The organism is Acetatifactor aquisgranensis (assembly GCF_943193215.1).
Lineage (GTDB): Bacteria > Bacillota > Clostridia > Lachnospirales > Lachnospiraceae > Acetatifactor > Acetatifactor aquisgranensis.
In genome coordinates this window covers 1-23,389 of sequence record NZ_CALPDH010000040.1, presented here as the reverse complement: position 1 = coordinate 23,389, position 23,389 = coordinate 1, and the positions used below count along the sequence as shown (strand labels likewise).

28 protein-coding genes are annotated in these 23,389 nt (G+C 53.5%); all 28 read left to right on the top strand.

Features of this window, described 5'->3' with window-relative positions; translation table 11 throughout:
- Positions 1–54: 54 nt before the first annotated feature.
- The gene (locus NFS35_RS24560; RefSeq protein ID WP_251209693.1) at positions 55–321 is read left to right on the top strand and encodes a hypothetical protein; all 267 of its coding nucleotides are present in this window, start codon (positions 55–57) and stop codon (positions 319–321) included.
- On the top strand, positions 314–493 hold the full coding sequence (locus tag NFS35_RS24555) for a hypothetical protein (protein ID WP_251209692.1): 180 nt from the start codon (positions 314–316) through the stop codon (positions 491–493). Before NFS35_RS24560 ends, NFS35_RS24555 begins: the two co-directional genes overlap by 8 nt.
- The gene (locus tag NFS35_RS24550) at positions 486–1,310 is read left to right on the top strand and encodes a phosphoadenosine phosphosulfate reductase domain-containing protein (RefSeq protein WP_251209691.1); all 825 of its coding nucleotides are present in this window, start codon (positions 486–488) and stop codon (positions 1,308–1,310) included. Before NFS35_RS24555 ends, NFS35_RS24550 begins: the two co-directional genes overlap by 8 nt.
- The gene (locus NFS35_RS24545) at positions 1,297–3,375 is read left to right on the top strand and encodes a DNA cytosine methyltransferase (RefSeq protein WP_251209690.1); all 2,079 of its coding nucleotides are present in this window, start codon (positions 1,297–1,299) and stop codon (positions 3,373–3,375) included. The genes NFS35_RS24550 and NFS35_RS24545 overlap by 14 nt, the downstream gene beginning before the upstream one ends.
- 105 nt (positions 3,376–3,480) lie before the next feature.
- A complete protein-coding gene (locus tag NFS35_RS24540) occupies positions 3,481–4,371 on the top strand; it encodes a hypothetical protein (RefSeq protein ID WP_251209689.1) in 891 nt (296 codons plus the stop codon).
- Positions 4,372–4,437: 66 nt separating this feature from the next.
- Complete coding sequence (locus tag NFS35_RS29785) at positions 4,438–4,923, top strand: DUF4314 domain-containing protein (RefSeq protein WP_334303566.1); 486 nt, start codon at positions 4,438–4,440, stop codon at positions 4,921–4,923.
- 20 nt (positions 4,924–4,943) lie between these two features.
- On the top strand, positions 4,944–5,162 hold the full coding sequence (locus NFS35_RS24530; protein ID WP_251209688.1) for a hypothetical protein: 219 nt from the start codon (positions 4,944–4,946) through the stop codon (positions 5,160–5,162).
- 137 nt (positions 5,163–5,299) lie between these two features.
- Complete coding sequence (locus NFS35_RS24525) at positions 5,300–5,668, top strand: DUF7698 family protein (protein WP_251209687.1); 369 nt, start codon at positions 5,300–5,302, stop codon at positions 5,666–5,668.
- A 131-nt stretch (positions 5,669–5,799) separates the two neighbouring features.
- The gene (locus NFS35_RS24520) at positions 5,800–6,081 is read left to right on the top strand and encodes an Nmad4 family putative nucleotide modification protein (protein ID WP_172551421.1); all 282 of its coding nucleotides are present in this window, start codon (positions 5,800–5,802) and stop codon (positions 6,079–6,081) included.
- Positions 6,082–6,095: 14 nt separating this feature from the next.
- On the top strand, positions 6,096–6,281 hold the full coding sequence (locus NFS35_RS24515; RefSeq protein WP_251209686.1) for a hypothetical protein: 186 nt from the start codon (positions 6,096–6,098) through the stop codon (positions 6,279–6,281).
- A gap of 82 nt (positions 6,282–6,363) precedes the next feature.
- Complete coding sequence (locus NFS35_RS24510; RefSeq protein ID WP_016229197.1) at positions 6,364–6,840, top strand: phage terminase small subunit P27 family; 477 nt, start codon at positions 6,364–6,366, stop codon at positions 6,838–6,840.
- Complete coding sequence (locus NFS35_RS24505; RefSeq protein ID WP_251209685.1) at positions 6,840–8,390, top strand: terminase large subunit; 1,551 nt, start codon at positions 6,840–6,842, stop codon at positions 8,388–8,390. Before NFS35_RS24510 ends, NFS35_RS24505 begins: the two co-directional genes overlap by 1 nt.
- Before the next feature lie 109 nt (positions 8,391–8,499).
- The gene (locus NFS35_RS24500) at positions 8,500–9,081 is read left to right on the top strand and encodes a helix-turn-helix domain-containing protein (protein WP_251209684.1); all 582 of its coding nucleotides are present in this window, start codon (positions 8,500–8,502) and stop codon (positions 9,079–9,081) included.
- A 62-nt stretch (positions 9,082–9,143) separates the two neighbouring features.
- Positions 9,144–10,400 (top strand): phage portal protein, encoded by a 1,257-nt coding sequence (locus NFS35_RS24495; RefSeq protein ID WP_251209683.1) that lies wholly within the window; start codon positions 9,144–9,146, stop codon positions 10,398–10,400.
- Between the two features lie 65 nt (positions 10,401–10,465).
- A complete protein-coding gene (locus NFS35_RS24490) occupies positions 10,466–11,176 on the top strand; it encodes a head maturation protease, ClpP-related (protein ID WP_251209682.1) in 711 nt (236 codons plus the stop codon).
- Positions 11,177–11,195: 19 nt separating this feature from the next.
- The gene (locus tag NFS35_RS24485) at positions 11,196–12,410 is read left to right on the top strand and encodes a phage major capsid protein (protein ID WP_251209681.1); all 1,215 of its coding nucleotides are present in this window, start codon (positions 11,196–11,198) and stop codon (positions 12,408–12,410) included.
- A 17-nt stretch (positions 12,411–12,427) separates the two neighbouring features.
- Positions 12,428–12,706 carry a head-tail connector protein gene (locus NFS35_RS24480; RefSeq protein ID WP_251209680.1) on the top strand — a complete coding sequence of 93 codons (279 nt, stop codon included), beginning with the start codon at positions 12,428–12,430 and terminating at the stop codon, positions 12,704–12,706.
- Entirely contained in the window at positions 12,706–13,044 is a 339-nt protein-coding gene (locus tag NFS35_RS24475) for a phage head closure protein (RefSeq protein ID WP_251209679.1), read from the top strand. Before NFS35_RS24480 ends, NFS35_RS24475 begins: the two co-directional genes overlap by 1 nt.
- 30 nt (positions 13,045–13,074) lie before the next feature.
- The gene (locus tag NFS35_RS24470) at positions 13,075–13,458 is read left to right on the top strand and encodes an HK97 gp10 family phage protein (protein ID WP_120413739.1); all 384 of its coding nucleotides are present in this window, start codon (positions 13,075–13,077) and stop codon (positions 13,456–13,458) included.
- On the top strand, positions 13,455–13,772 hold the full coding sequence (locus NFS35_RS24465; protein WP_251209678.1) for a hypothetical protein: 318 nt from the start codon (positions 13,455–13,457) through the stop codon (positions 13,770–13,772). Before NFS35_RS24470 ends, NFS35_RS24465 begins: the two co-directional genes overlap by 4 nt.
- Before the next feature lies 1 nt (position 13,773).
- Complete coding sequence (locus tag NFS35_RS24460) at positions 13,774–14,370, top strand: major tail protein (RefSeq protein WP_251209677.1); 597 nt, start codon at positions 13,774–13,776, stop codon at positions 14,368–14,370.
- A 16-nt stretch (positions 14,371–14,386) separates the two neighbouring features.
- Positions 14,387–14,764, top strand: a complete 378-nt coding sequence (locus NFS35_RS24455; protein WP_251209676.1) for a hypothetical protein — start codon at positions 14,387–14,389, stop codon at positions 14,762–14,764.
- A gap of 271 nt (positions 14,765–15,035) precedes the next feature.
- Positions 15,036–15,755 (top strand): MBL fold metallo-hydrolase, encoded by a 720-nt coding sequence (locus tag NFS35_RS24450; protein ID WP_251209675.1) that lies wholly within the window; start codon positions 15,036–15,038, stop codon positions 15,753–15,755.
- A 144-nt stretch (positions 15,756–15,899) separates the two neighbouring features.
- On the top strand, positions 15,900–18,986 hold the full coding sequence (locus tag NFS35_RS24445) for a phage tail tape measure protein (RefSeq protein ID WP_251209674.1): 3,087 nt from the start codon (positions 15,900–15,902) through the stop codon (positions 18,984–18,986).
- Positions 18,983–19,819, top strand: coding sequence for a phage distal tail protein domain-containing protein (locus NFS35_RS24440; protein WP_251209673.1), 837 nt, complete (start codon positions 18,983–18,985; stop codon positions 19,817–19,819). Before NFS35_RS24445 ends, NFS35_RS24440 begins: the two co-directional genes overlap by 4 nt.
- Positions 19,806–20,885 carry a hypothetical protein gene (locus NFS35_RS24435; RefSeq protein ID WP_251209672.1) on the top strand — a complete coding sequence of 360 codons (1,080 nt, stop codon included), beginning with the start codon at positions 19,806–19,808 and terminating at the stop codon, positions 20,883–20,885. Before NFS35_RS24440 ends, NFS35_RS24435 begins: the two co-directional genes overlap by 14 nt.
- Entirely contained in the window at positions 20,878–23,001 is a 2,124-nt protein-coding gene (locus NFS35_RS29145; protein ID WP_275564733.1) for a glycine rich domain-containing protein, read from the top strand. Before NFS35_RS24435 ends, NFS35_RS29145 begins: the two co-directional genes overlap by 8 nt.
- A gap of 59 nt (positions 23,002–23,060) precedes the next feature.
- Positions 23,061–23,389, top strand: a 329-nt coding sequence (locus tag NFS35_RS24425) for a phage holin family protein (RefSeq protein WP_251209671.1), incomplete at its 3' end; no start/stop codon positions are given.

Genomic DNA, 23,389 nt, shown 5'->3' with positions numbered 1-23,389 from the left:
CAGAACCAGTGTAACCAGCCTTTGCAGAAAAACAACACATCGGGAGTTTCTGGCGTGAGTTTTTATCCGCCACGGAGGAAATACAGGGCAAGGATAAAAGTCTGCCAGCATGATATTCATCTTGGATATTATTTGACATTTACCGAGGCAGTGCAGGCAAGGAATATAGGGATGGAGTGTATGTTTGGTGAGTATGGCAGATACAATGACGTACCAATGCCAGCGGACTGGATAAGAAAAAGAGTAGTGGAAAAATGTAAACGCTTTGCAGAGTTATCAATCTGCGAAGCGTTTTTTAAGGAGGCGGCAGGCAATGAGTGACAGGGAATTATTGGTTGAGGTATTCCGCAGGATACACAATCTTGGCGGGTGTGACGCATCGGAATCATTCAGCCGCGGATGGGATGCGGCGGTGGCATCCTGCGAGGATGTGCTGACGGAACTGGCGGGCATCACCTGTGACGATCTGGACGGGGGTGAGGACGATGGATAAACCGGAATACAGGGTAGTGGCGCTGTCCGGGGGCAAGGATTCCACGGCCATGCTCCTTGGGATGATCGAGCGGGGGATGCCGATTGACTGCATTTTATTCTGCGACACCGGGCTGGAATTCCCCGCCATGTATGAGCATATCGCAAAGCTGGAAAGGGATATAGGAATCCCCATCACCCACGTCCGGGCGGAGAAATCTTTCGAGGAATTAATGTTTTATGCGGATATCAAACGCAATCCGGAATCCGCGGCGCTTAAGAAGTACGGCCCGGATATCAAAGGGTATGGCTGGGCGGGGCCGCGGATGCGGTGGTGTACGGCAAGGCTGAAAGATACGCCGCGGGAGAAATTCCTCCGGGAGATCAGGAAGGAATATGATGTGAAGGAATACATCGGCCTTGCCGCCGATGAGGGATACCGTCTGGAACGGAAACAGAACAGGCAGCCCGGCCATGTGCATCCCCTTGTGGATTGGGGGATGACGGAGGCGGACTGCCTGCAATACTGTTATGACCACGGGTATGACTGGAACGGGCTCTATGAGCAGTTCAAGAGGGTGTCGTGCTGGTGCTGCCCACTACAGCCGCTGCCGGAACTGCGGCAGCTCTACCATAACCATCCGGCGCTGTGGGAACAATTAAAAGAATGGGATAAGATGACGTGGCGGAGTTTCCGCGCCGACTATTCCGTGGAGGAACTGGAGATACGCTTTGACTTTGAGGACGAATGGCAGGGAGCCGGGAAGCCCATCAAAGGCAGGGCGTTTTTTAATGCCCTGAAAAAGAGGCTGGGGGAGGCGGCAGATGGGAAAAGATAACTTGACACTTGGCAGCCTGTTCTCCGGCTCCGGCGCTTTTGAGCTTGGCGGGCTTCTTGCCGGAATCCGCCCGGTGTGGGCTTCGGAAATTGAGCCGTTCCCTATCCGGGTGACCACAAAGCGACTGCCCTTTGTGAAGCATTATGGCGATGTGAACAGCATCCGCGGGGATAAAGTGGAGCCCGTGGATATCATAACATTTGGGAGTCCTTGTCAAAATTTGTCGATTGCGGGCAAACGGGCGGGGCTTGACGGGAAGCAGTCCAGTCTGTTCTTTCAGGCAGTCAGGATCATAAAGGAAATGAGGTGTGCGACAGATGGGAGATACCCAAGATTTATCGTGTGGGAGAACGTGCCGGGGGCATTCTCCTCAAACAATGGGGAGGATTTCAGGGCAGTGCTTGAAGCGGTCTGCTCCGTCAAAGACGGGGGCATTCATGTTCCTGGACCTCCAAAGGGAAAATGGGCGAATGCCGGATGCGTCATGGCAGACGGGTTTTCCATCGCGTGGCGGGTATTCGATGCCTGCCTGTGGGGCGTCCCCCAACGTAGGAAACGCATCTACCTTGTCGCAGATTTTGCAGGCGGGTGTGCCGGAAAGGTATTATTTGAGTCCGAGGGCGTGTCAGGGTATTCTGCGCAGGGCTTCCGTGCGTGGCAAGGAGCTGCCGGAGGTGCTGCGCCGTGCATTGGAGCGGCAGGCGGCATCTGTTTAAATGACATGGGCGGCCAGTATATTTCCGTGGACAATGAAATGGCGTGTACCTTAAGGGCGCAGAGCCACGGCCATCCGCCGTGTGTGATGGAGGCGGCGGGATTCTGCACGGAGCATTCTGCGGACAGCCGGGGCATCGGATATGAAGAGGAAACCTCGCCAACGCTCCGGGCGGGTATGGTCCCGGCAGCAGTGGCGCTGGAGAACCATCCCACGGACAGCAGGGTGAAAGTATCCGAGGATAACATGGTGCAGACGCTGACTTCCCGGATGGGGACCGGCGGCGGGAACGTGCCGCTCGTCATGGATGCGGCGACACCCAAGACGCTGAAAATCCGTGCCGGGGGTGGAAATGGAGGGAAAGGCGCGCTGATACAGGATGACAAGTCGGCCACCCTTTCCTGCAACAATGACCAGACCGTGTTCGTGCCTTTCTGCAAGGGGACGCGCCCGCACTCCGCGGAGGAAGCGCCCACATGGGAAAATAGGGAAGTGGCAAATACGCTGAATACTTTCGATATAGGAGAGAGCCGCTGCAATGAGCTTGTGGTGCAGGCATTCGGCATCTGCTCCAAAGAGAGCAACGCCATGAAATCCGGCAATCCGCACAGCGGTTTTTATGAGGCACAGACCGCACGGACACTTGACTGTAACTGTAATAATCCATCCTGCAACCAGGGCGGCATTGCGGTGGTGGCGGTGCAGGGCTCCATGATTGGGCGGGATGACAGGAACGGGCCGCAGGGCAGCGGCGTGAATGAGGATGTTTCTTTCACCCTCAATGCCACGGACCATCATGCGGTGGCATACCCCACCTACTGCACCAGCAAGAATTCCTATTTCATGCGGGCGGAAAAGGAACTGGCAAACACGCTGGTGGCTACGGATTATAAGGACCCGCCCGTCATCAATGACGTGCGGACGGCATCGGGCAAGGATGTATTTGGTACGATCTCCGCGAGCATGGGCTCCAAGCAGTGGCTGGGCAATCAGGAAGCGTTCAGCGGCGATTATCATATAGTAGAGCCGGACTATATCGTCCGCAGGCTCACACCCACGGAATGCGCGAGGCTGCAGGGTTTCCCGGACTGGTGGTGTGACGGGTTGGGGACGGAAAACCCCACAGAGGAAGAAATGACATTCTGGCGGGAGGTGTTCGAGACCCACCGTAAAATAATGGGGACTTCCAGTAAGCCAAAATCCGACAGCCAGATTCGGAAATGGCTGAAAGACCCCCATTCCGATTCGGCGGAGTACCGTATGTGGGGGAATGGCTGCGCCTTACCGAACGTGTATTTCGTGCTTTCGGGCATTGTGTACTATGCACAGTTCCCGGATTTTTTATTGTGACATTTATTCTGACATTTATGTTGCTTTTATCCCCATTCAGAGTGATTAATGTAATACCGAAAGGGAAAACAAAGCCGGAGGGCTTAAAAAACGGAGGAAAAAAGGATGAGGATTGAGACGAATGCAGCAAACAGGAAAGATGTAGTGAAAGCGGTCAGCGGGATTTTGGGAGAGCCTTCAAAGTACCTTGGGGTTCCGACCTGCGCCTACCAGATCGGAAACTGCACCATCGACAAAAAGGGTGCGGTGGAGACCGAGGATGAAAAAACGGCGGAGCTGGTGACGGCAGGGCTGACGGAGCAGGGATTCATCGGAGAACCACAGCCGGAGGCGGATGAAACAGCGGTCAGCATCCCGGTGGAGGGCATGACGGCGGAGGGGCTTAAGAACCTGATTTTCCTGACCCACAGCAAGCAGTACCTCATAAACCGCGCCTTTGCGGAAGAGGTTTTCCGGGTTCCCGCGGAACTGGTGGAGACGCTGGGCGGCACGGAGATTCCCGATGCGGAAACCTTCCTGCAGACATTCCAGAGCCATGCGGAAGGGTGCAGGGGCATCAGCTTTCAGGGCGGGAACGCCAGCTTCACCCTTTCCACGGCGGACGATCCCGACATGATAAAGGCATTCACGCACCTTACGGCAGCGATGGTGCGGCAGGCAAAGGAGCAGAAACGCATCAGCCCCAGGGAGACCATCGAGGAAAACGAGAAATACTACATGAGGATATGGCTCCTGCGCCTGGGCTTCGGCGGCGCAGAGGGGAAAGAGATACGGGACCTCCTGATGAAAAAGCTGAAAGGGCATTCCGCTTTCCGCACCGAGGAAAACAAGCAGAGGTGGCAGGAAGCCCGCCGGAACGAGCGGGAGGCGGCAAAGCAGCAGGAACAGTCACCTGCGGAGGAAACGGCGGGGGAGCCGGGGACGGACATGGCAGAGGCTCTGGCGGATGCGGCGCTGATCGAGCAGGTCAACCAGAGTTTTGACACAGAACAGTAAGAAACAGCAGGGGCAGGGAGGCGGTGCTTCCCTCCCTGCCGGAATCTACGGAAGGAGATATGCGGAATGAACCTTGCTATCAAAAAAGAGGAACTGGAAGCCCTGCGGGAGAAATACCCCAAAGGGTGCAGGGTGGAGCTGGTAAAGATGGATGACCCCTACAGGGAGATGCCGCCCGGAATGCAGGGTGTGGTGACGGGGGTGGACGATTCCGGCAGTATCCACGTTGACTGGCAGAACGGGAGCAGCCTTGCGGTGATATTCGGGGAAGATTATGCAGTGAAAATTGAGGACGGGGAGGTGACCGTGGGGGAGCTGCTCCGGCGCTATGTTTCCTGCAGGAAGGAATTCCATTTCATGACGCCATCGGGGTATGTTGACCTTACGGCGCAGGATGCGGAAAAGATACTGGCGGGGGAGATGAAGCCCAAAGGCCATCCGGGGAATCCCGAATATGCCGTGGAGATGGAAATCCGGGAACTGCTGGGATTCCGGTGCAAAAAGTCGGATGTCCGCCACAGGCGGGGAAGCGTGAGTGCCCTTGTATATTGAAAGAAAGGGGGTGGATGGACATGGCAATGCAGGAACGGATGCCGGGGAATGCACACCAAAAGCGCAACTGCTGGCAGCGTGGCAGTGGCTCTTACAGCATGAGGGGCGAACTGCGCCACGGCATTTCCCTGAATAAGAAGTACCTGAACCGGAAGGTCCGGCACAGTGGCAGGGAAGCATTAAGGCGCGGGGAATACAGGCGTATCTGCAAGACCTTACATATGGTGGATTTCTCATAAACCGCCATAAGATGCACAGTTATCCACCCATATCTTTGTCACATTTATGGCGCAGATATGAGTGGATAATGTGCGCTTTCAGAGGTAACATGTGTATTGCCGAAAGGGAAAACACGAAAAAACGGAGGGCACACACCATGAAAAAGATTGAACTTTTTGAGAGGGCCATTGCGGAGCAGGCAGGAAGCCTTAAAGATTGGGGGATCAACCCCACACTGTTCTGGGCGTACCGCAACAGCATCACGGCGGGCAATGACAGCATTGATTTTGGCGAGACCATCTGGGACAGGGATATACCGGAGATCACAAGGACGCTTAAGGAAAACGGCATCAGCGGATTCACCATCAGCAGCACCTTTTCGAGCCTGATCCCGATCCTTGCGGAATTTGAAAAGCACGGCTTCCGGATGGCGGGGCTTACCGAGGTAAAGGCAAACTACACAGACTGGCAGACAATGGAACGGGCGGTAATCCCGGCGATCAGGATGGAGGCGGATGAGGCATAAGCCCTCCGCCATAATGTACACAATTATCTGCGGTTATCTTTGTCACATTTATGCCTCCGAATTGAGTGGATAATACCCGCGTTCAGAGGTAACATGTGTACTACCAAAAGGAAAACGGAGGAAAAAAGCAAATGAAAAAACATGAGATCAACTTTTTACAGACCACCACAATCGAACACCTGCAGGACAAAATCCCCTGCTGCTACGGCGGCGCGCTTACCTTCGGGGAAAAGACGCTGGTGACGATGGTGAACTGGAGAGGGCAGTACGAGGCGGCCATTTACGAGTTCATCGAGACGCCGGAGGAAACGGGGCTTGGGGAAATCGAATGCAGGCTGAACCTTGTGGAGATCGCGGATGAAACTTTTAAGGACGGCGGCCACGCAATGCAGTGGGCGCTCAGCAGGGCATAAGGAGGGAAAGTACGATGAAGGAAATTTACAACGGATATGAACTGAGTACGGCATGGGATGATGAGGCGCTTGGGTTTGGATTCAGCGTCCATGACAAAAACGGCGCGGAGGTTTCCCGCAGCGTTGACCCATATTTTTATGAGGAGAACGCACTGACAGCGGCGAGGGCTGCGGCAGACGCACTTCCGGCACAGGAATAAATGATAAATACATAGCAGCGGAAAGGGGCTTCTTTCGGAGCCCTTTTCTGCTGCGCAAATTTAAGGGAAGGAGGCGGCAAAAGTGCAGAGCGGAAGGAAACCCAAGCCCACGGCGGTAAAGGCGCTGGAGGGGAATCCCGGCAAGCGCAGCCTTAATACGGGCGAGCCGAAGCCGGAGAAAAAAGCGCCCCGCTGTCCGGCATGGCTGGAGGGCGAGGCAAAGAAAGAGTGGAAGCGGATGGCGGGGCAGATGGAGAAGCTGGGCATCCTCACGGAAATAGACATGGCGGCATTCGCGGGATACTGCCAGGCATATGCCAGATGGAAAGAGGCGGAGGAATTCATCACCCAGCACGGCACCATCGTGAAGACCCCTTCCGGCTACTGGCAGCAGGTCCCGCAGGTATCCATCGCGCAGACCTATTTGAAGATCATGAATCGTTTCTGTGAGCAGTTCGGCCTTACCCCTTCCTCCCGGAGCCGCATCGTGGCGGAAGGCGGCGAGGATAAAGAGAGCGATGCAATGGAGCTTTTGCTCTTTAAGGGAGGCGGGGGATAGTGTTTGACGAGGAAAAGGCGAAACGCACCGTGGATTTCATAGGCTGCCTGAAACATACCAAAGGCAAATGGCGGGGGCAGCCCTTTGAACTGCTCCCGTGGCAGGAGGCGATCATCCGGGACGTTTTCGGTACAGTGAAGGAGAACGGGTACAGGCAGTACAACACTGCCTATGTGGAGATTCCCAAAAAGAACGGGAAATCGGAACTGGCGGCAGGTGTCGCCCTGTATATGACCTGCGGCGATAATGAGTGGGGCGCGGAGGTTTACGGCTGCGCCTCTGACCGCCAGCAGGCATCTATCGTCTTTGACGTGGCGGTGGATATGGTGGAGCAGTGCCCTGCGCTGAAAAAAAGAATAAAACCTGTCATGTCGGTAAAGCGGCTGGTGTATAAACCCACCAACAGTTTCTACCAGGTGCTTTCCGCGGAAGCCTACACCAAGCACGGATTAAATGTACACGCGGTTATTTTTGACGAGCTGCACAGCCAGCCGAACCGGGAGCTGTTCGATGTCATGACCAAAGGCTCCGGCGATGCCAGGACGCAGCCGTTATTCTTTTTAATAACTACAGCCGGGACGGACAGACATTCCGTCTGTTTCGAGCAGCACCAGAAAGCGGAGGACATCCTGCAGGGCAGGAAGATAGACCCTACATTTTACCCTGTGATCTATGGCGCATCCGATGATGCGGACTGGTCATCGGAGGATGTGTGGAGGAAAGCGAACCCCTCGCTTGGGCATACCATTGACATCGAGAAGGTGCGGAATGCCTATCTCAGTGCCAAAGACAATCCGGCAGAGGAAAATATCTTCCGGCAGTTGCGTCTGAACCAGTGGGTGAAGCAGTCCACAAGGTGGATGCAGATGGAGAAATGGGATGCCTGCGCTTTCCCCGTGGACGAGCGGGAAGTGCTGGGGCGGGAATGTTACGGAGGCTTGGATTTATCCAGTTCCATTGACATCACCGCTTTTGTTTTGGTATTCCCGCCCCGGAACGATACGGAGAAATATATTTTACTTCCGTACTTCTGGATACCGGAAGAAAATATGCGCCTGCGTGTGCGGCGTGACCATGTGCCTTATGACGTGTGGGAGCGACAGGGATATTTGCAGACCACGGAAGGGAACGTGATCCACTATGGCTTTATTGAGAATTTCATTGATGACCTCGGCAGGAAGTTCCATATCAAAGAGATTGCATTCGACAGGTGGGGCGCTGTGCAGATGGTGCAGAACCTTGAGGGGCTTGGCTTTACGGTGGTCCCCTTCGGGCAGGGCTTTAAGGATATGTCGCCGCCCACCAAGCGGCTGATGGAGCTGGTGCTGGAGAAGAACATCGCACATGGCGGGCATCCCGTCCTGCGGTGGATGATGGATAACATCTTCGTCCGTACCGACCCGGCAGGGAACATCAAGCCGGACAAGGAAAAATCCACGGAGAAGATTGACGGCGCTGTGGCCACGATCATGGGATTAGACCGTGCGATACGGAACAGCGGCATCAGCACGGGCAGTGTGTACGATGAAAGAGGGATTCTGAGCTTATAGCGGGAGACACGCAAACCGCATTTTGGTGCAGACTCTACGGTCCGTAGGTTGCAGGAATGGAAAGCGGGCGGTAAAATTTATTTATATTCAGGAAGAGAGGTGCTTAAGGATGGGTTATGTAACAGGAAAGACAATAAAGGAATTAAGGGAAAAAAGGAAGCTCACGCAGAAGGAGCTTGCTGAAAAAATCGGAGTAGGGGACAAGGCGGTTTCCAAATGGGAGACAGGAAAAGGGCTCCCGGATATCGGTGTTATTGAGGAGCTGGCAGGGGCGCTTGGCGTGTCCATAGCGGAACTGCTGACAGGGGAACTGCGGGAAAACGGGAACCAGTCAGCCAACATGCGGAAAATGTGTTTTTATGTATGCCCGGTATGCGGGAACATCATCACTTCCGTGGGACACGGAACTTTTTCCTGCTGCGGGATCACATTGCCGGAGGTGGAAGCGGAAAAGGATGAAGAAGGGCACTGCATCTGTGTGGAGACAGTGGATAATGAGCATTCCGTAACAATCCAGCATCCTATGGGGAAAGGGCATTACATTTCCTTTATTGCCTATGTGACAACGGATGCCCTGGACCTTGTAAAACTGTACCCGGAACAGGGCATATCCGTGCGGTTCAGGAAAAAAGGGCATGGAATTATCTATGCATACTGTAACAGGCATGGAATGTTTAAAACAATGGTCTGATGTGGGATATTGTGGAAAGGCATCTCTCCGGAGGTGCTTTTTTCAACTTTTAGGAGGTGCCTATGAAACTGCCATCCATTTTTGGAACAAGGGGTGCGAGGGATAAGCCAAATGACAGCTACGGCGGTTCGGCTTATTCCTTTTTCTTTGGGAGAAGCACCAGTGGGAAAAATGTAAATGAGCGTACCGCCATGCAGACCACGGCGGTCTATTCCTGTGTGCGGATACTGGCGGAGGCGGTAGCGTCTTTGCCAATCCATGTGTACCGTTATACGGAGACGGGAAAAGAGCGTGTGTATGACCATCCCCTTTATTATTTACTCCATGACGAGCCGAACCCAGAGATGACTTCCTTCGTGTTCCGGGAGACGCTGATGAGCCACCTTCTCATATGGGGCAATGCCTACGCGCAGGTCATTCGGGACGGGAGCGGCAGGGTGTTATCTTTGTACCCGCTCCTGCCGGACAAGATGGAGGTTGACCGGGATGAGCATGGTCAGCTTTTCTACACCTATACCCGGAACACCGATGAGAATCCCAACTTTTCTGAATATGGGCGTGTGCGCCTTAAGCCGGAGGATGTGCTTCACATCCCCGGTCTTGGCTTTGACGGGCTGGTGGGGTATTCGCCTATCGCAATGGCAAAGAACGCGGTGGGCATGACGCTGGCGTGCGAGGAGTACGGGGCGTCCTTTTTCGAGAACGGGGCCACACCGGGCGGGGTGCTGGAGCATCCGGGGGTATTAAAAGACCCGGCGAAGGTAAGGGAGAGCTGGCACGCTGTTTATGGCGGCTCCAAGAATGCTGGGAAGGTCGCCGTTTTAGAGGAGGGCATGAAGTACCAGCAGATCGGGATTCCCCCGGAGGAAGCGCAGTTTCTGGAAACACGGAAGTTCCAGATAGATGAGATCGCAAGGCTGTACCGCATCCCGCCCCACATGGTAGGGGATTTGGATAAGAGCAGCTTTTCCAACATCGAGCAGCAGTCACTGGAATTCGTGAAATATACTTTAGACCCGTGGGTGATCCGGTGGGAGCAGTCCATACAGAGGGCTTTATTTCTCCCGCAGGAGAAGAAAGAATACTTCGTGAAGATGAACGTGGACGGCCTGCTCCGGGGCGACTACCAGAGCCGGATGAGCGGCTATGCGGTGGGGCGGCAGAACGGGTGGCTCTCCAGTAATGATATAAGGGAAATGGAGAACATGAACCTTATCCCGGAGGAAGATGGTGGGAACCTCTATCTCATTAACGGGAACTTATGTAAACTTCAAGACGCAGGGCTTTTCGGGAAAGTGCCGGGGGAACAGGAAGAATAAATTTGTAAAGACAGGCGGGTATGTTCTGCCTGTTTTTTCTATGCAGAAAGCGAGGTCAGCAGAAAGTGAAAAGGAAGTTCTGGAACTGGATCAAAAATGACGCGGGCGGGGAGGAAGAGCGCACCCTTGTGCTGAATGGCGAGATTTCGGATGAGACGTGGTACGGGGATGAGGTGACGCCCGCCCTGTTCGCAAAGGAGCTGAATGCCGGGAGCGGTAACATCACCGTGTGGATCAATTCACCGGGCGGCGATGTGTACGCCGCGGCACAGATTTATAACATGCTCATGGAGTACAAAGGCGATGTGACCGTGAAGGTGGACGCACTGGCGGCTTCGGCAGCCTCCGTCATCGCTATGGCGGGCACCACGGTGCTGATGTCCCCGCCAAGTTTAATGATGATCCACAATCCCATCACCGTGGCAATCGGGGATTCCAAAGAGATGCAGAAGGCGGGGGAGATGCTGAATGAAGTGAAGGAGGGCATCATGAACGCCTATGAGATCAAGACCGGGATGGACCGTAAGAAGATATCCCACCTCATGGATGCGGAGAGCTGGTTTAATGCGAAGAAGGCCGTGGAGCTGGGCTTTGCGGACGGCATCCTGCATGAAGGGGAAGGTACAGATGAATCAGGGAATGTGGCTATGGAGGGCATGATGTTCTCCCGCACAGCGGTGGCCAATTCCCTGCTGACAAAACTCATTCCGAAAAAGCCGGAGGCGAAAGTACCCATAGAGCAACTGGAAAAAAGGCTGCAACTGTTATCACATTAAATTTATGGAGGGAAATGCTATGAGCAAGATTTTGGAACTGAGGGAAAAACGGGCAAAGGCATGGGAGGCGGCGAAGAAGTTCCTCGACAGCAAGCGGGGCGAGGACGGGCTGCTTTCCGCAGAGGACACCGCCGCCTATGAGAAGATGGAAAAGGAAGTGGTGGATCTTGGGAAGGAGATCGAGCGCCTGGAGCGGCAGGCCGCCATTGACGCGGAGCTGAATAAGCCCACCTCCGAGCCGATTACCAACAAGCCCAACAACCACCCGGACGGGGAGGAAAAGACAGGCAGGGCGACTGACAATTACAGGAGGACGTTCTGGAACGCCATGCGGAGGAAGAACTTCTTCGATGTGGAGAATGCCCTGCAGGTGGGTACGGATTCCGAGGGCGGCTACCTTGTGCCGGATGAATTCGAGCATACGCTGGTGGAGGCACTGGAGGAAGAGAACTGTTTCCGCGGTCTTGCCACAGTCATCCAGACCTCCAGCGGCGACAGGAAGATTCCCGTGGTGGCGTCCAAAGGCGAGGCGTCATGGATTGACGAGGAAGGGGCATACCCGGAATCGGATGATTCCTTCGGTCAGGTCTCCATCGGCGCTTTCAAGGTGGCCACCATGATCAAGGTATCGGATGAACTGTTAAATGACAATGTATTCAACTTGGAGGCTTACATCTCCAAGGAGTTCGGACGCAGAATCGGCACAAAGGAGGAGGAAGCCTTTTTCATTGGGGACGGCAAGGGCAAGCCTACTGGTATTTTAAATGCCACGGGCGGCGCATCCGATGGCGTGACCACGGCAACTGCGAACATCACCTTTGATGATGTAATGGACCTTTTCTATTCCCTGAAAGCACCTTACCGCAAAAAGGCAGTGTGGTTATTAAATGACACCACCGTGAAAGCCCTGCGGAAACTGAAAGACAATAACGGGAATTATATCTGGCAGCCTTCCGTGCAGGCGGGCGTGCCGGACATGATTTTAAACCGCCCTTACCACACTTCCTCCTATGTGCCGGAAGTGGCGGCGGGCAGCAAGGTGATGGCATTTGGAGACTTTTCCTATTACTGGATTGCTGACAGGCAGGGGCGCTCCTTCAAGCGTCTGAATGAACTGTTTGCGGCCACCGGGCAGGTGGGATTCCTCGCTTCACAGCGTGTGGACGGCAAGCTGATCCTTGCCGAAGCGGTAAAGACCATGAAGGTGAAGGCTTCTGCATCAGCGGCATCATAAGAGGGGAGGCGGCATGGATGGCAGTCCTGACATTGGAGGAGACGAAACAGTATCTCCGTGTTGACAGCAGTGATGAAGATTCCTTTATTTCAGGATTGATTGAGACCGGGGAATCGCTGTGTGCGGATGTGGCACGGATGGATGCAGCAGAGCTGGAGAGCCATCTGCCTATGGTGCGGATTGCCGTCCTTTATGCCGCCGCCTACCTTTATGAACACCGGGAGCAGGCAGACCACGGGGAACTGGTGGGTACGCTGCGCTCCCTGCTGTTCGGCATACGGAAAGAGGTGTTCTGATGGCGCTTGGGGAATGGAAGGACAGGATAATCATTCAGAAGAGCGTGACGGGCAATGACAGAGCCGGGAACCACATTTTATCGTGGCAGGATTATTTTGCCTGCCATGCCTATGTAAACAACCTTTCCGGGAAGGAGTATTGGGAGGCGGCGCAGCTTAATGCGGAGAAAGAAGTGTTTTTCCTTATCCGTTATTGCAGCGAAGCCGCCGCCATCGACACGGAGCATTTCCGCATTATCTTCCGGGAGCAGATTTATAACATCACGTTCATTGACAACGTGAAATATCAGAATAAAACCATAAAGCTGCGGGCGGCTTTGGAAAAGAGGGGAGGCTGAATAAATTCTCCCTTTGGAAAAGAGGTAAAAATGTCTGAAAGAAAAGTATCCATTGAGCAGATGGCGGAGGCGGTCATGGACGGCCTGATCGAGTATGCCGGGCTTGCCACGGACGTGATGAAGGACTGCGTCACCAAAGCCGGGAACACGGTGAAATCGGAAGTGAAAGCCAATGCCCCGGTTCGGACGGGGCAGTACAAAAAGGGATGGGCTGTGAAAAAGCAGAAAGAGACCGCCAATGCACTGGAACTGGTGGTGCATAACAAAAAGCGTTATCAGCTCACCCATTTGCTGGAAAAAGGCCATGCCAAGCGGGGCGGCGGGAGAGTGCGGGCATTCCCCCATATCGCCCCTGCGGAACAGGCGGGCATCCGGGAACTGGAGGAAGGAATCAAAAGGGGGCTGGAAGGATGAGCCATGAGGAAGTATTGAAGATGATGGAGGAAATGGGGCTGCCCTTCGCCTATGACCATTTCGTGGAGGGCGAATCCCCGGAGCCGCCTTTCCTCGTATTTTTATATCCCAAAGCCGACAATTTTTCGGCGGACGGGATCGCGTATTTCAAAATAAACCAACTCGACATTGAACTGTACACTGACCTGAAAAATCCAGACCTGGAGGAAACCATAGAGGCTGTTCTGTTAAAGCACGGTATTTTCTATGGAAAATCGGAAACGTGGATAGAGTCAGAAAAGCTGTACGAAGTTTTGTATGAAATGGAGGTCTGAAATGAAGAACAACAATAAAGTGAAATTCAACATCTGCAACTGCCATTATGCTTTGCAGAAAACACAGGAGAACGAGGAGATCGGGTTTGAGACGCCCATGGCAATGCCCGGTGCGGTTTCCATCGCTCTCGACCCCAACGGTGAGCCGGAATCGTTCTATGCGGACGGCATCGAGTATTACATCATTGCCAACAACATGGGCTATGACGGTAATCTGGAACTGGCGCTGATCCCGGAGAGTTTCCGCACGGACGTGTTGAAGGAGGAAGCGGATAATAATGAAGTGCTGGTGGAGAATGCCCATTCCGAGACGGCGGCTTTTGCGCTGCTGTTCGAGTTTGACGGTGACATCCGCAAGATACGCCATGTGCTGTATAACTGTTCCGCAAGCCGCCCCAAGATCGAGGGCAAGACCAATGAGGAGAGCCGGGAGGTACAGACCGAGACGCTGACCATCAAGGCAAGGCCGCTGGCGAGCGGCTATGTGAAAGCCAAGACCGGGAACAGGACGTCTGCGGAGACTTATGCCAATTGGTATAAATCCGTATATCTGCCGGAACCAAAGGCGGTGGATGCAGAGACAGAAGGACAGGGATGAAGGAGGCTGAAAGGATATGAGCATTGTTAGGAAGATAGAGATTGACGGGCAGGATGTGTTGTTTAAGGCATCTGCCGCCATACCGAGGATTTACCGCTTGAAGTTCCAGCGTGACATTTATAAGGATTTGCGGATTCTGGAAAAGAGTATTGGGGAAGTGGATGAGGAGAATTCCAACCTCGATTTATTCTCTCTTGAAATGTTCGAGAATATCGCCTACACGATGGCGAAGCACGCCGACCCGCAGATTCCCAATGAAGTGGATGAGTGGCTGGACGGATTCAATACCTTTTCCATCTACCAGGTATTGCCGCAATTGATAGAACTGTGGGGACTCAATGTGCAGACCGATGTGGAGGCTAAAAAAAACTTCGCCCAACTGAGCGGGAAATGACCACGCCGCTGTTCCTTCTGCGGTGTGTGCAGCTAGGGCTTTCGATGTCTGATCTGGAACTGCTCTCCATCGGGCTTATCAATGATATGTACTGCGAGAGCAGGAATGACTCCTGCTCCTATGCAGTGCTTGGAACACAACAGGATATGGATTTATTTTAATTGAAAAAACGGCCTTTTTCTGCTATGATTAGCGGTAGAAAAAGGCTGTAAGTATGACTTACAAATTGAAAGTTGACGCCGATGAAAATGAATGAAAGAAGAGAACACATATGCTCAATGCAGGAAGCAGGATAGTAAATAATTGGATATATCCTATTGACAAAGGCTATGTACTGATTGATACAGGGTATGAAAGCGGATTTGCACATTTTAAAAAGCAACTGGCAAAGATGCAAATAGTCCCTCAACAGATACGATATATTTTTTTGACACACGCTCACGATGACCACGCAGGTTATCTGAATGAAGTACTTTCGGAATGCCCTGACCTCCAAATCGTTATGAGCGACAAAGCATTAGAAAGATTATATAGAGGGCAAAACTCTTTTCATGGCGGTTGCACAACTAAGTTTGCCTTGTTCTTTTGTTATTTAATGAAGTTCGTTGGTAAAGGTAAGCATTTGTTTCCTTCAATAAAGCAAGAATATCAATGCAGATGTATTCAAGTGACAGAACAAAACCGTAAGCAAGTGGAACTTTTACTGCAAGGAAAAATTATTGATACTCCCGGTCATACTGCCGATTCCATATCGCTTTTACTAAATGACAGTTCTCTATTCTGCGGTGACGCTGCTATGAACGGCTTGCCAAGTTTACATAGAATAACCATTTGGGCAGAGGACAAAACGGCTTTTCTGAAATCTTGGGAAACAATCATTGCACTTAAACCAAATCTAATATATCCGGGACATGGCAAGCCGTTTGAATATGAAGACCTTAAAATAAATCTAAAACGAGCAAAAAATATGGAATTGTTACCGATTCAATAACTTCCAGTTTGTAGGGATGATGTAACAGCGGATGAAAACTGAATAATATTTACATAGGCACTTGCCATAACAGCAGGTGTCTTTTTTTACGCATTTTTTTAGGGAGCCTTGGGGCTTCCTTTTTTCGTGGGGAGGTGCTTTGGGGTGGGAGCGTCAAGGATACAGGGAATCACGGTGGAGATCGGCGGCGACACCACAAAGCTGACCGCCGCTCTGAAAGGGGTAAACGGGGAGATACGCACCACGCAGTCACAGCTTCGGGATGTAAATAACCTTTTGAAACTGGATCCCGGCAACACAGAACTGCTGGCACAGAAGCACCGGCTCCTTGCGGAAGCGGTGCGGGAGACGAAGGAAAAGCTGGAAACCCTGAAAGCGGCTGCGGAACAGGCAAACGAGGCGCTGGCAAAAGGGGAGATCACCCAGGAGCAGTATGACGGCCTGCAGCGGGAGATCATAGAGACCGAGGAACGGCTGAAAAGCCTCGAAGAACAGGCGAACCAGTCGGCGGTGGCGGTGCAGAAGATTGCCGCCGTGGGCGAGGACTTGAAGAACCTTGGGGATAAGATTTCCGAGGTGGGCACCACCCTCACCAAGACCGTGACCACGCCCATTGTGGGGCTTGGAACGGTGGCTGTAAAAACAGCGGCGGACTTCGATTCCGCCATGAGCCAGGTCGGGGCGGTTTCCGGGGCAACCGGGAGCGAGCTGGAGGCTCTGCGGGATAAAGCCCGTGAGATGGGGAGCAAGACAAAGTTCTCCGCATCGGAGGCAGCCGAGGCAATGAACTACATGGCGATGGCTGGCTGGAAAACCTCTGATATGCTCTCCGGCATTGAGGGCATTATGAATTTGGCCGCGGCATCCGGGGAAGATCTGGCAAGCACATCCGATATTGTGACAGACGCATTGACTGCTTTCGGTCTGACCGCAGCGGATTCCGGGCATTTTGCGGATATCCTTGCGGCGGCATCCAGTAATGCCAATACCAACGTCTCCATGATGGGCGAGACCTTCAAATACTGTGCGCCCATTGCCGGGGCTTTGGGATTCTCCGCGGAAGATACCGCAGAGGCGATTGGGCTGATGGGAAATGCGGGCATCAAGTCCACGCAGGCCGGTACCGCGCTCCGTACCATCATGAGCAACCTTTCCGGGGAAGTGAAAATCTGCGGAAACAGCATCGGGGAGGTCACAATCGCAACAACCAATGCGGACGGGAGCATGAGGGATTTGAGCGCCATCCTCTCAGACTGCCGGACGGCTTTCGGTGGATTGTCCGAATCGGAAAAGGCAGCGGCGGCAGAGGCTTTGGTAGGTAAAAACGCCATGTCGGGCTTCCTTGCGCTGATGAATGCCGCTCCTGCGGACATCGAGAAGGTGAGCAGCGCCATAGCAAACTGTGACGGGAAGTCGGCGGAGATGGCGGCGACCATGCAGGATAACCTTGCGGGGCAGCTTACCATCCTGAAAAGCCAGTTGGAGGAGCTTGCCATTTCCTTCGGTGAAATCCTCATGCCCGCCATCCGCCAGATCGTCACATGGGTGCAGGGCTTTGTTGACAAGCTGAATGGAATGGATGAGGGCACCAAGAACACCATTGTCACTATCGGATTACTCGCTGCGGCCATCGGCCCCGTGCTTATCGTGATCGGGAAAGTTGTGTCGGCTGTGGGCAGCATCATGACCTTCATCCCGACACTGATCGGGGGCATTTCCAGTATCGGCGGAGGGCTTAGTGCCTTATGGGGCATCCTTGCGGCGAACCCGGTCACTTTAGTGATAGCCGCCATAACTGCGTTGATTGCCATTTTCGTGGCTTTATGGAATAACTGCGAGGGATTCCGTGAGTTCTGGATCAATTTATGGAATGTCATAAAAGACGCCGCCATAGCTGTGTGGAATGGCTTGAAAGACTTCTTCTCCAACATCTGGAACGCCATCACCGGGGCGGCGCAGGCCATATGGAACGGACTAAAGGACTTTTTCAGCGGCTTATGGGAAGGGATAAAAAATATCTTCCAGACCGTCCTTGACGTGATAAAGACGCTGATCGTGGCGCGGTTCGAGTTTTATAAGATGATTATCACAACCGTGCTGAATGTGATACAGACGGTGGTCTCCACGGTATGGAATGCTATAAAAAATGTGATTGAAACCGTGACAAATGCCATCGGCTCTTTCCTGTCCTCCGCATGGGAGGCAATCAGGAATACCGTCACCACGGTAATGGAGGCAATCAGAAATGTCATTAACACGGTATGGGAAGCGATTAAATCCGCAGTAACAGCGGTGCTTTCCGCAATCAAAGATGTGGTAGTTTTCGCATGGGAGGCGATAAAGAGCGCCATCACCACGGCGATGGAGGCGATACGTTCCGCGGTCATTGCCGCATGGGAAGCCATCAAGAGTGCGGTGTCGGCTGCGATTGAAGCAATAAAAAATGTGGCTGTGGCGGCATGGGAGGCCATCAAGTCAGCGGTCATTTCCATTATGGAGGCGATCAAGTCCGCCATTACAGCCGCATGGGAAGCCATCAAATCAGCAGTCAGCTCCGTGGTAGGTGCGATAAAAGAGGTCATTACTTCCGTCTGGAATGCCATTAAATCCACGGTCACAGGCATCGTGGGCGGCCTGAAAGACGCGGTGGTAAATGTGTTCAACAGCCTGCTCTCAGGAATCAAGAATGCCATGAGCGGAATCGCCGGGGCGGTGAAGAGCGGATTCGATGCGGCGATTAATTTTATCAAGAGCCTGCCCTCACAGGCATTGCAGTGGGGCAAGGATATCATTGGCGGGCTGATTAACGGCATCAAATCAAAAATCAGCGGCCTTGTGGACAGCGTGAAGGACATTGCGGGAACCATTGCGTCCTTCCTGCATTTCTCCGAGCCGGACGAGGGGCCGCTTTCCAACTTCCACACCTTTATGCCGGATATGATCGATTTACTCGGAAAGGGCATTAAAGGAAATCTCGGAAAGCTGACCGGCCCCATGAAGGAACTGGCGGGGATGCTCATTCCCACAACCGGGGCAATGGAAAGCATCACATCCTCCGGGAATGGCGGGAACGGGAATGCTTCACTGGCGGCAAGGCTGGATGCCATGTATGAGGTGGTGACAAAGTATCTGCCGAGGCTGGCAGACGCACAGGTGGTATTGGATTCCGGGGTGCTGGTCGGGGAATTATCTGACGGGCTGAACCGGGAGCTGGGAAAGGCGTATTCATGATCAGGAAATTCAGGCTTATAAACGGGGAAGGGGTGTCATGGGATTTGAACGCCCGGACATCCTTTTTCCATTCCATTGGCGGCTTCGGCTATAAGGACGGGACGCAGTATGAACAGATCGGCACGGACTTCATCCCTCTGGAGGAATTATTCTCACAGGGAGTGATGACCGGGCGCATCTTTTTTGGCGGCAGGAATGCCTATATGAATTACAGGGCGTTCTCCCGTTTCGTCCGGGCGGTGCCGCTGACCCTCGTGTATGAGATGGAGGAGGCGTTCCGCGTCCCGGTGCGGATGACGGAGATTGCAAAGAGTGAGTTAATCACTGGCGGGGCGGGGCTGGATTGTGAAGTTGCATTTACGGCAACCGGGCAGTTTTATAAGAATGTTTCCGGCTACAGCGGCACAATCGCCATTGGCGGGAAGATTTATCCATATGAATACACCTATGCCTATGCGGATGTGACACAGAACACGCTGATGATCGACAGCGACAGCCACGGGGACAGCCCATGCAAAGTGACGGTGTACGGCCCCTGCGCGAATCCCGTATGGAAACACTATGTGAACAACGTGCTTTATGAAACGGGAAAGTACGAGGGCAGCATCCCGGACGGGCATAAGCTGGTCATCGACACCACGCAGATTCCCTACAGCATTACGGAGCGGGGCGTCAGTGACGAGGTGGTGGCGGACAGGTACCAGATGTGCGATTTTACCACGGAGCGGTTCTTCCACCTGCAGTACGGCAGCAACCGTATCTCCGTGGTGCATGAGGGGCTGAACATTCTGAATGTAATGGTAGAGGGGAGGATCAGCTATGAGACCGTATAACGTGGAAATCTTCACGCAGGACTTTGAGATGGTGGGAAATACCAATGTAAATGAAATCACCTATAAAGAGGACTATTTATCTTCCGATGGGAACACGGTCACGGTGCTTGCCCTGCCCGGTGTGAAAAAGCAGGACTATATCCGCATCAGCCGTGGGGATGAGGAGTATGCCGGAATCGTGACAGAGATCGGGTATGGCACGGATAAATCCAAAAAGCTACAGACTATTTCCTATAAGCCGCTGATGGAACTGCTCAATACGGATGTGCTTTTCGATGTGGATTTGCAGGGGCAGGGCAGCATGGAACAGTTTATCTGTGACAGGATAAAAGAAATGTTTATCACAAATGAGGATGGGATGCAGAATATCAAAGGGCTTTCGGTCAGCGCAGCAACAGCCACAAAGGACTGGAGCCTGCACATCACGCCCTCCGACAAAGGCGGGCATTACAACATCGTGAATCTGATTGATTCCGTCATCATTCCGGCAATGGAAAAGTACAGTATCCTTGTAAGGACAAAGCTGGATATCCAGAACCGGGAAGTGCAGATCACCGTGGGTAAAGCTGCGGCTGGCATCATCACCATAGAGAGCGATTTGCCGAACATCATCAAAAAGAGCGTCACGATAAAACAGGTCAGCGCCGATGTGAATAAACTGGTGATTTATGACAGTTCCGATTATGAAAAGAAAAGGGTGTATTTCCTGCATCCCGATCTTGGCTATGACACGAAAGACCGTGACCGCATCACGCCTGTGGTGTGTGAGATGCAGGCGGTTTCCCATGAGGAGGGGAGCAGCTTTGAGAGTGCCGCAATCAGCGCCGCCCATAATAAGTTCGCAAATTTATCCTATTCCAATCTGATAGAGCTTACCATGATGAACGGTGACGCGCTGGTAAAGCCGGAGGAACTGGAATTCGGACAGGTGGCGGACATCATCTCGGACGGGGAAAGTTATAGGAGCATCCTCACCGGGAGGGAGCGGGGGAAGGACACAAAGCTGGTGTTTGGCACGGTGCGGCTGGATTTAACTAAAATTTTGAGGAGGCAGGAGAATGGCTGACAACATCACACTGAAAACCTATAAGGGCGGCAATGTCACACCGCAGGATGACGCCATCATCTACGAGACGGCGATCCCCGGCAGCGGCATCTTCAAGGGCTGCGAAGTGACGTATGCCAGGGGCAATGTTCTCCACATTTCGCAGGGATTTGGCATGATTCGTGGCCGGTTCTTTGAGGTGTATGAAACAGAGGTTGACGTGCGCCTTGCGGACGTGGGGGAGACGCTGGACGGAAGGGTGTATATCCATCTCGATTTATCCAATGCGGATGAACCCATCAAGATACTGGCGCAGGCGGCAGCGGAGCTTCCGCCGCTGGATGCGGATGTAAATATCAATTACAACAATTCTTCCTACGATCTGGAACTTGCCATCTTCACCGTATCTTCCGCAGGATTGGACGGGCTGACAAAGGTGTTCCCCACGTTGAAAGCCGGGAGCGGAGGCGGCGGGGGAGGAGGGGAGACGCTCACCCGCGCCACTTCCTATGCCGTAGGGGATGCGGTGACCGCAGTGGGCGCTCCGGGGTGGGCGACACTGGTCTGCACACAGGCAGGAACCACGGCGGCATCGGAGCCTTCCGGGTATTCGAGAATTACCAAAGTGGGAGACAGGGTTTTAGATGGAACTGCGGTATTTACTGCGAGAAATATCATCGGGGAGCTGGACGGCGTTATTTCTTCCAATGCATCCCTTGGGGAATCTGTGCAGACTCTGGACGAAAAGGTGGCGGAGATGATGAGCAGTACCGGCCTTGTGATGAAACTGGTGAGCCTTGACGAATACCGGGCATTGGAAAGCTACAGCGCCACCACCATTTACCTCTGTTATGAGGATGAAACCACAAAGCGTGTGACGCGGATTTTCGTGGGAGAGGACAGGGTGTATGCGGCGGGAGTCAAGGTGACGTATCAGATCGACACAGGCTATGCGCTGGAGCGTACCGTGCCGGACAGGGAGGACGCCATTGCCGCCGCCCCGGACGCTGCGCTGGAGGGATATACCTTTGTAGGATGGCGGCAGGATGATACTGCGGAAAAGAAAGTGCTTTCGGAATATCTCATCAGCAGTGAGGAACCCGTCACGCTTTATGCGGTGTTCAGAAAGCAGATGACCATCGGTCTGATGCCCAACGGCGGCACCCTTGCAGAAACCGGGGCGGCGGAGTCCTTTATGGCTTATTGCTATTACAACAACGGGAATTCCCAGAGCGAACCCACCACGGTACCGGCAAGCCCCTATACCCGGAAGAATATGTCCTTCTGCGGATGGAGCATTGACTCCCTTTCCACGCCATCGTATAAGCCGGGAGAAAAAGGGGTATTCCCTGCGGAGGCTGCGCTCTATGCCATGTGGGTGACCACGGAGTATGACTTCCCCTACACAGGGAATTATGTGCAGTTTGTTATCCCCCAGGACGGCATCTATGAGTTTGAGGTATGGGGCGCATCCGGCGCTGCGGCGAAGGTGGACTCCCTTGTGGCGGAGGGAGGGCTTGGCGGCCATTCCAAAGGCTATAAGAAGATGAAGAAGGATGAAGTGATCTATGTCTATAACGGCGGATCACCGAAAGGCACATCTTATGGGGCAAACGGAGGCGGGAACGGTTACAATTATGCCAGCAGCAAGCAGTACGGGGCAGGAGGCGGCGGTTCCACCCATGTGGCCACAAAACCTTATGGACTTGGCACGAACAGTTCCAGCGGGCCGTCCTACGCCAACCGCTCCAGCATCCTGATCGTGGCGGGAGGCGGTGGGGGTGGCGGGATAGACAACGGCACAGCCCACAAGGGAGGAGACGGCGGCGGGGAGCGTGGCGGTAACGGCTCCGGCGGTGCATTGGGAGGCCGGCAGATTTCCACGGGGAGCAGCCCGTCTGAAAACTTTGGCATGGGGGATTATTATTCATCAAGCAGTGCTGCTTCTTCCGGCGGCGGTGGCGGATGGTTCGGCGGGAACTATGGAATGTACGGGCAGTCCGGCGCAGGCGGTTCCGGCTATGTGGACGGTGTGGCGCCATTCACGCATAATGGGAAATATTACCCTGCGGAGACCGAGGCGGGGGTGAACGAGGGGAACGGCAGGGCATTCATCCGCTATGTGGAATGCGCATAACTGGAAACAGCACCGAGAAGGTGCTTATTTTTATGTCTGATTTTAAGGAGGAGAACAGAATGAAGAATTTTATCGAGGCGGCGCAGTATGCGTTTGCGGCACTCGGCGGTGCGCTGGGCGCGGTCATGGGAGGCTTTGACGGCTTCCTTTATGCTCTGGTGGTATTCGTCACTGTGGACTATGCCACCGGGCTGATGGCGGCAGCGGTGGAGAAGAAGCTCTCCAGCGAGGTGGGATTCAAAGGCATTTTCAAGAAGGTGGTTATTTTCTGCCTTGTGGCGGTGGGGCATATCGTAGATACGCACATCATTGGGGAAGGGAGCGTCCTGCGGACGGCGGTCATCTTCTTTTACCTTTCCAATGAAGGCATCTCTATTTTGGAGAATGC

What these genes read in the sequence shown, in the direction of transcription:
- NFS35_RS24460 (WP_251209677.1), top strand. Translation starts at nt 13,774, where the DNA reads ATGAAGAACAACAATAAAGTGAAATTCAACATCTGCAACTGCCATTAT.
- NFS35_RS24500 (WP_251209684.1), top strand. Translation starts at nt 8,500, where the DNA reads ATGGGTTATGTAACAGGAAAGACAATAAAGGAATTAAGGGAAAAAAGG.
- NFS35_RS24435 (WP_251209672.1), top strand. Translation starts at nt 19,806, where the DNA reads ATGAGACCGTATAACGTGGAAATCTTCACGCAGGACTTTGAGATGGTG.
- NFS35_RS29785 (WP_334303566.1), top strand. Translation starts at nt 4,438, where the DNA reads ATGAACCTTGCTATCAAAAAAGAGGAACTGGAAGCCCTGCGGGAGAAA.
- NFS35_RS24545 (WP_251209690.1), top strand. Translation starts at nt 1,297, where the DNA reads ATGGGAAAAGATAACTTGACACTTGGCAGCCTGTTCTCCGGCTCCGGC.
- NFS35_RS24540 (WP_251209689.1), top strand. Translation starts at nt 3,481, where the DNA reads ATGAGGATTGAGACGAATGCAGCAAACAGGAAAGATGTAGTGAAAGCG.
- NFS35_RS24530 (WP_251209688.1), top strand. Translation starts at nt 4,944, where the DNA reads ATGGCAATGCAGGAACGGATGCCGGGGAATGCACACCAAAAGCGCAAC.
- NFS35_RS24475 (WP_251209679.1), top strand. Translation starts at nt 12,706, where the DNA reads ATGGCGCTTGGGGAATGGAAGGACAGGATAATCATTCAGAAGAGCGTG.
- NFS35_RS24455 (WP_251209676.1), top strand. Translation starts at nt 14,387, where the DNA reads ATGAGCATTGTTAGGAAGATAGAGATTGACGGGCAGGATGTGTTGTTT.
- NFS35_RS24495 (WP_251209683.1), top strand. Translation starts at nt 9,144, where the DNA reads ATGAAACTGCCATCCATTTTTGGAACAAGGGGTGCGAGGGATAAGCCA.
- NFS35_RS24520 (WP_172551421.1), top strand. Translation starts at nt 5,800, where the DNA reads ATGAAAAAACATGAGATCAACTTTTTACAGACCACCACAATCGAACAC.
- NFS35_RS24485 (WP_251209681.1), top strand. Translation starts at nt 11,196, where the DNA reads ATGAGCAAGATTTTGGAACTGAGGGAAAAACGGGCAAAGGCATGGGAG.
- NFS35_RS24440 (WP_251209673.1), top strand. Translation starts at nt 18,983, where the DNA reads ATGATCAGGAAATTCAGGCTTATAAACGGGGAAGGGGTGTCATGGGAT.
- NFS35_RS24515 (WP_251209686.1), top strand. Translation starts at nt 6,096, where the DNA reads ATGAAGGAAATTTACAACGGATATGAACTGAGTACGGCATGGGATGAT.
- NFS35_RS24450 (WP_251209675.1), top strand. Translation starts at nt 15,036, where the DNA reads ATGCTCAATGCAGGAAGCAGGATAGTAAATAATTGGATATATCCTATT.
- NFS35_RS24470 (WP_120413739.1), top strand. Translation starts at nt 13,075, where the DNA reads ATGTCTGAAAGAAAAGTATCCATTGAGCAGATGGCGGAGGCGGTCATG.
- NFS35_RS24555 (WP_251209692.1), top strand. Translation starts at nt 314, where the DNA reads ATGAGTGACAGGGAATTATTGGTTGAGGTATTCCGCAGGATACACAAT.
- NFS35_RS29145 (WP_275564733.1), top strand. Translation starts at nt 20,878, where the DNA reads ATGGCTGACAACATCACACTGAAAACCTATAAGGGCGGCAATGTCACA.
- NFS35_RS24465 (WP_251209678.1), top strand. Translation starts at nt 13,455, where the DNA reads ATGAGCCATGAGGAAGTATTGAAGATGATGGAGGAAATGGGGCTGCCC.
- NFS35_RS24480 (WP_251209680.1), top strand. Translation starts at nt 12,428, where the DNA reads ATGGCAGTCCTGACATTGGAGGAGACGAAACAGTATCTCCGTGTTGAC.
- NFS35_RS24550 (WP_251209691.1), top strand. Translation starts at nt 486, where the DNA reads ATGGATAAACCGGAATACAGGGTAGTGGCGCTGTCCGGGGGCAAGGAT.
- NFS35_RS24525 (WP_251209687.1), top strand. Translation starts at nt 5,300, where the DNA reads ATGAAAAAGATTGAACTTTTTGAGAGGGCCATTGCGGAGCAGGCAGGA.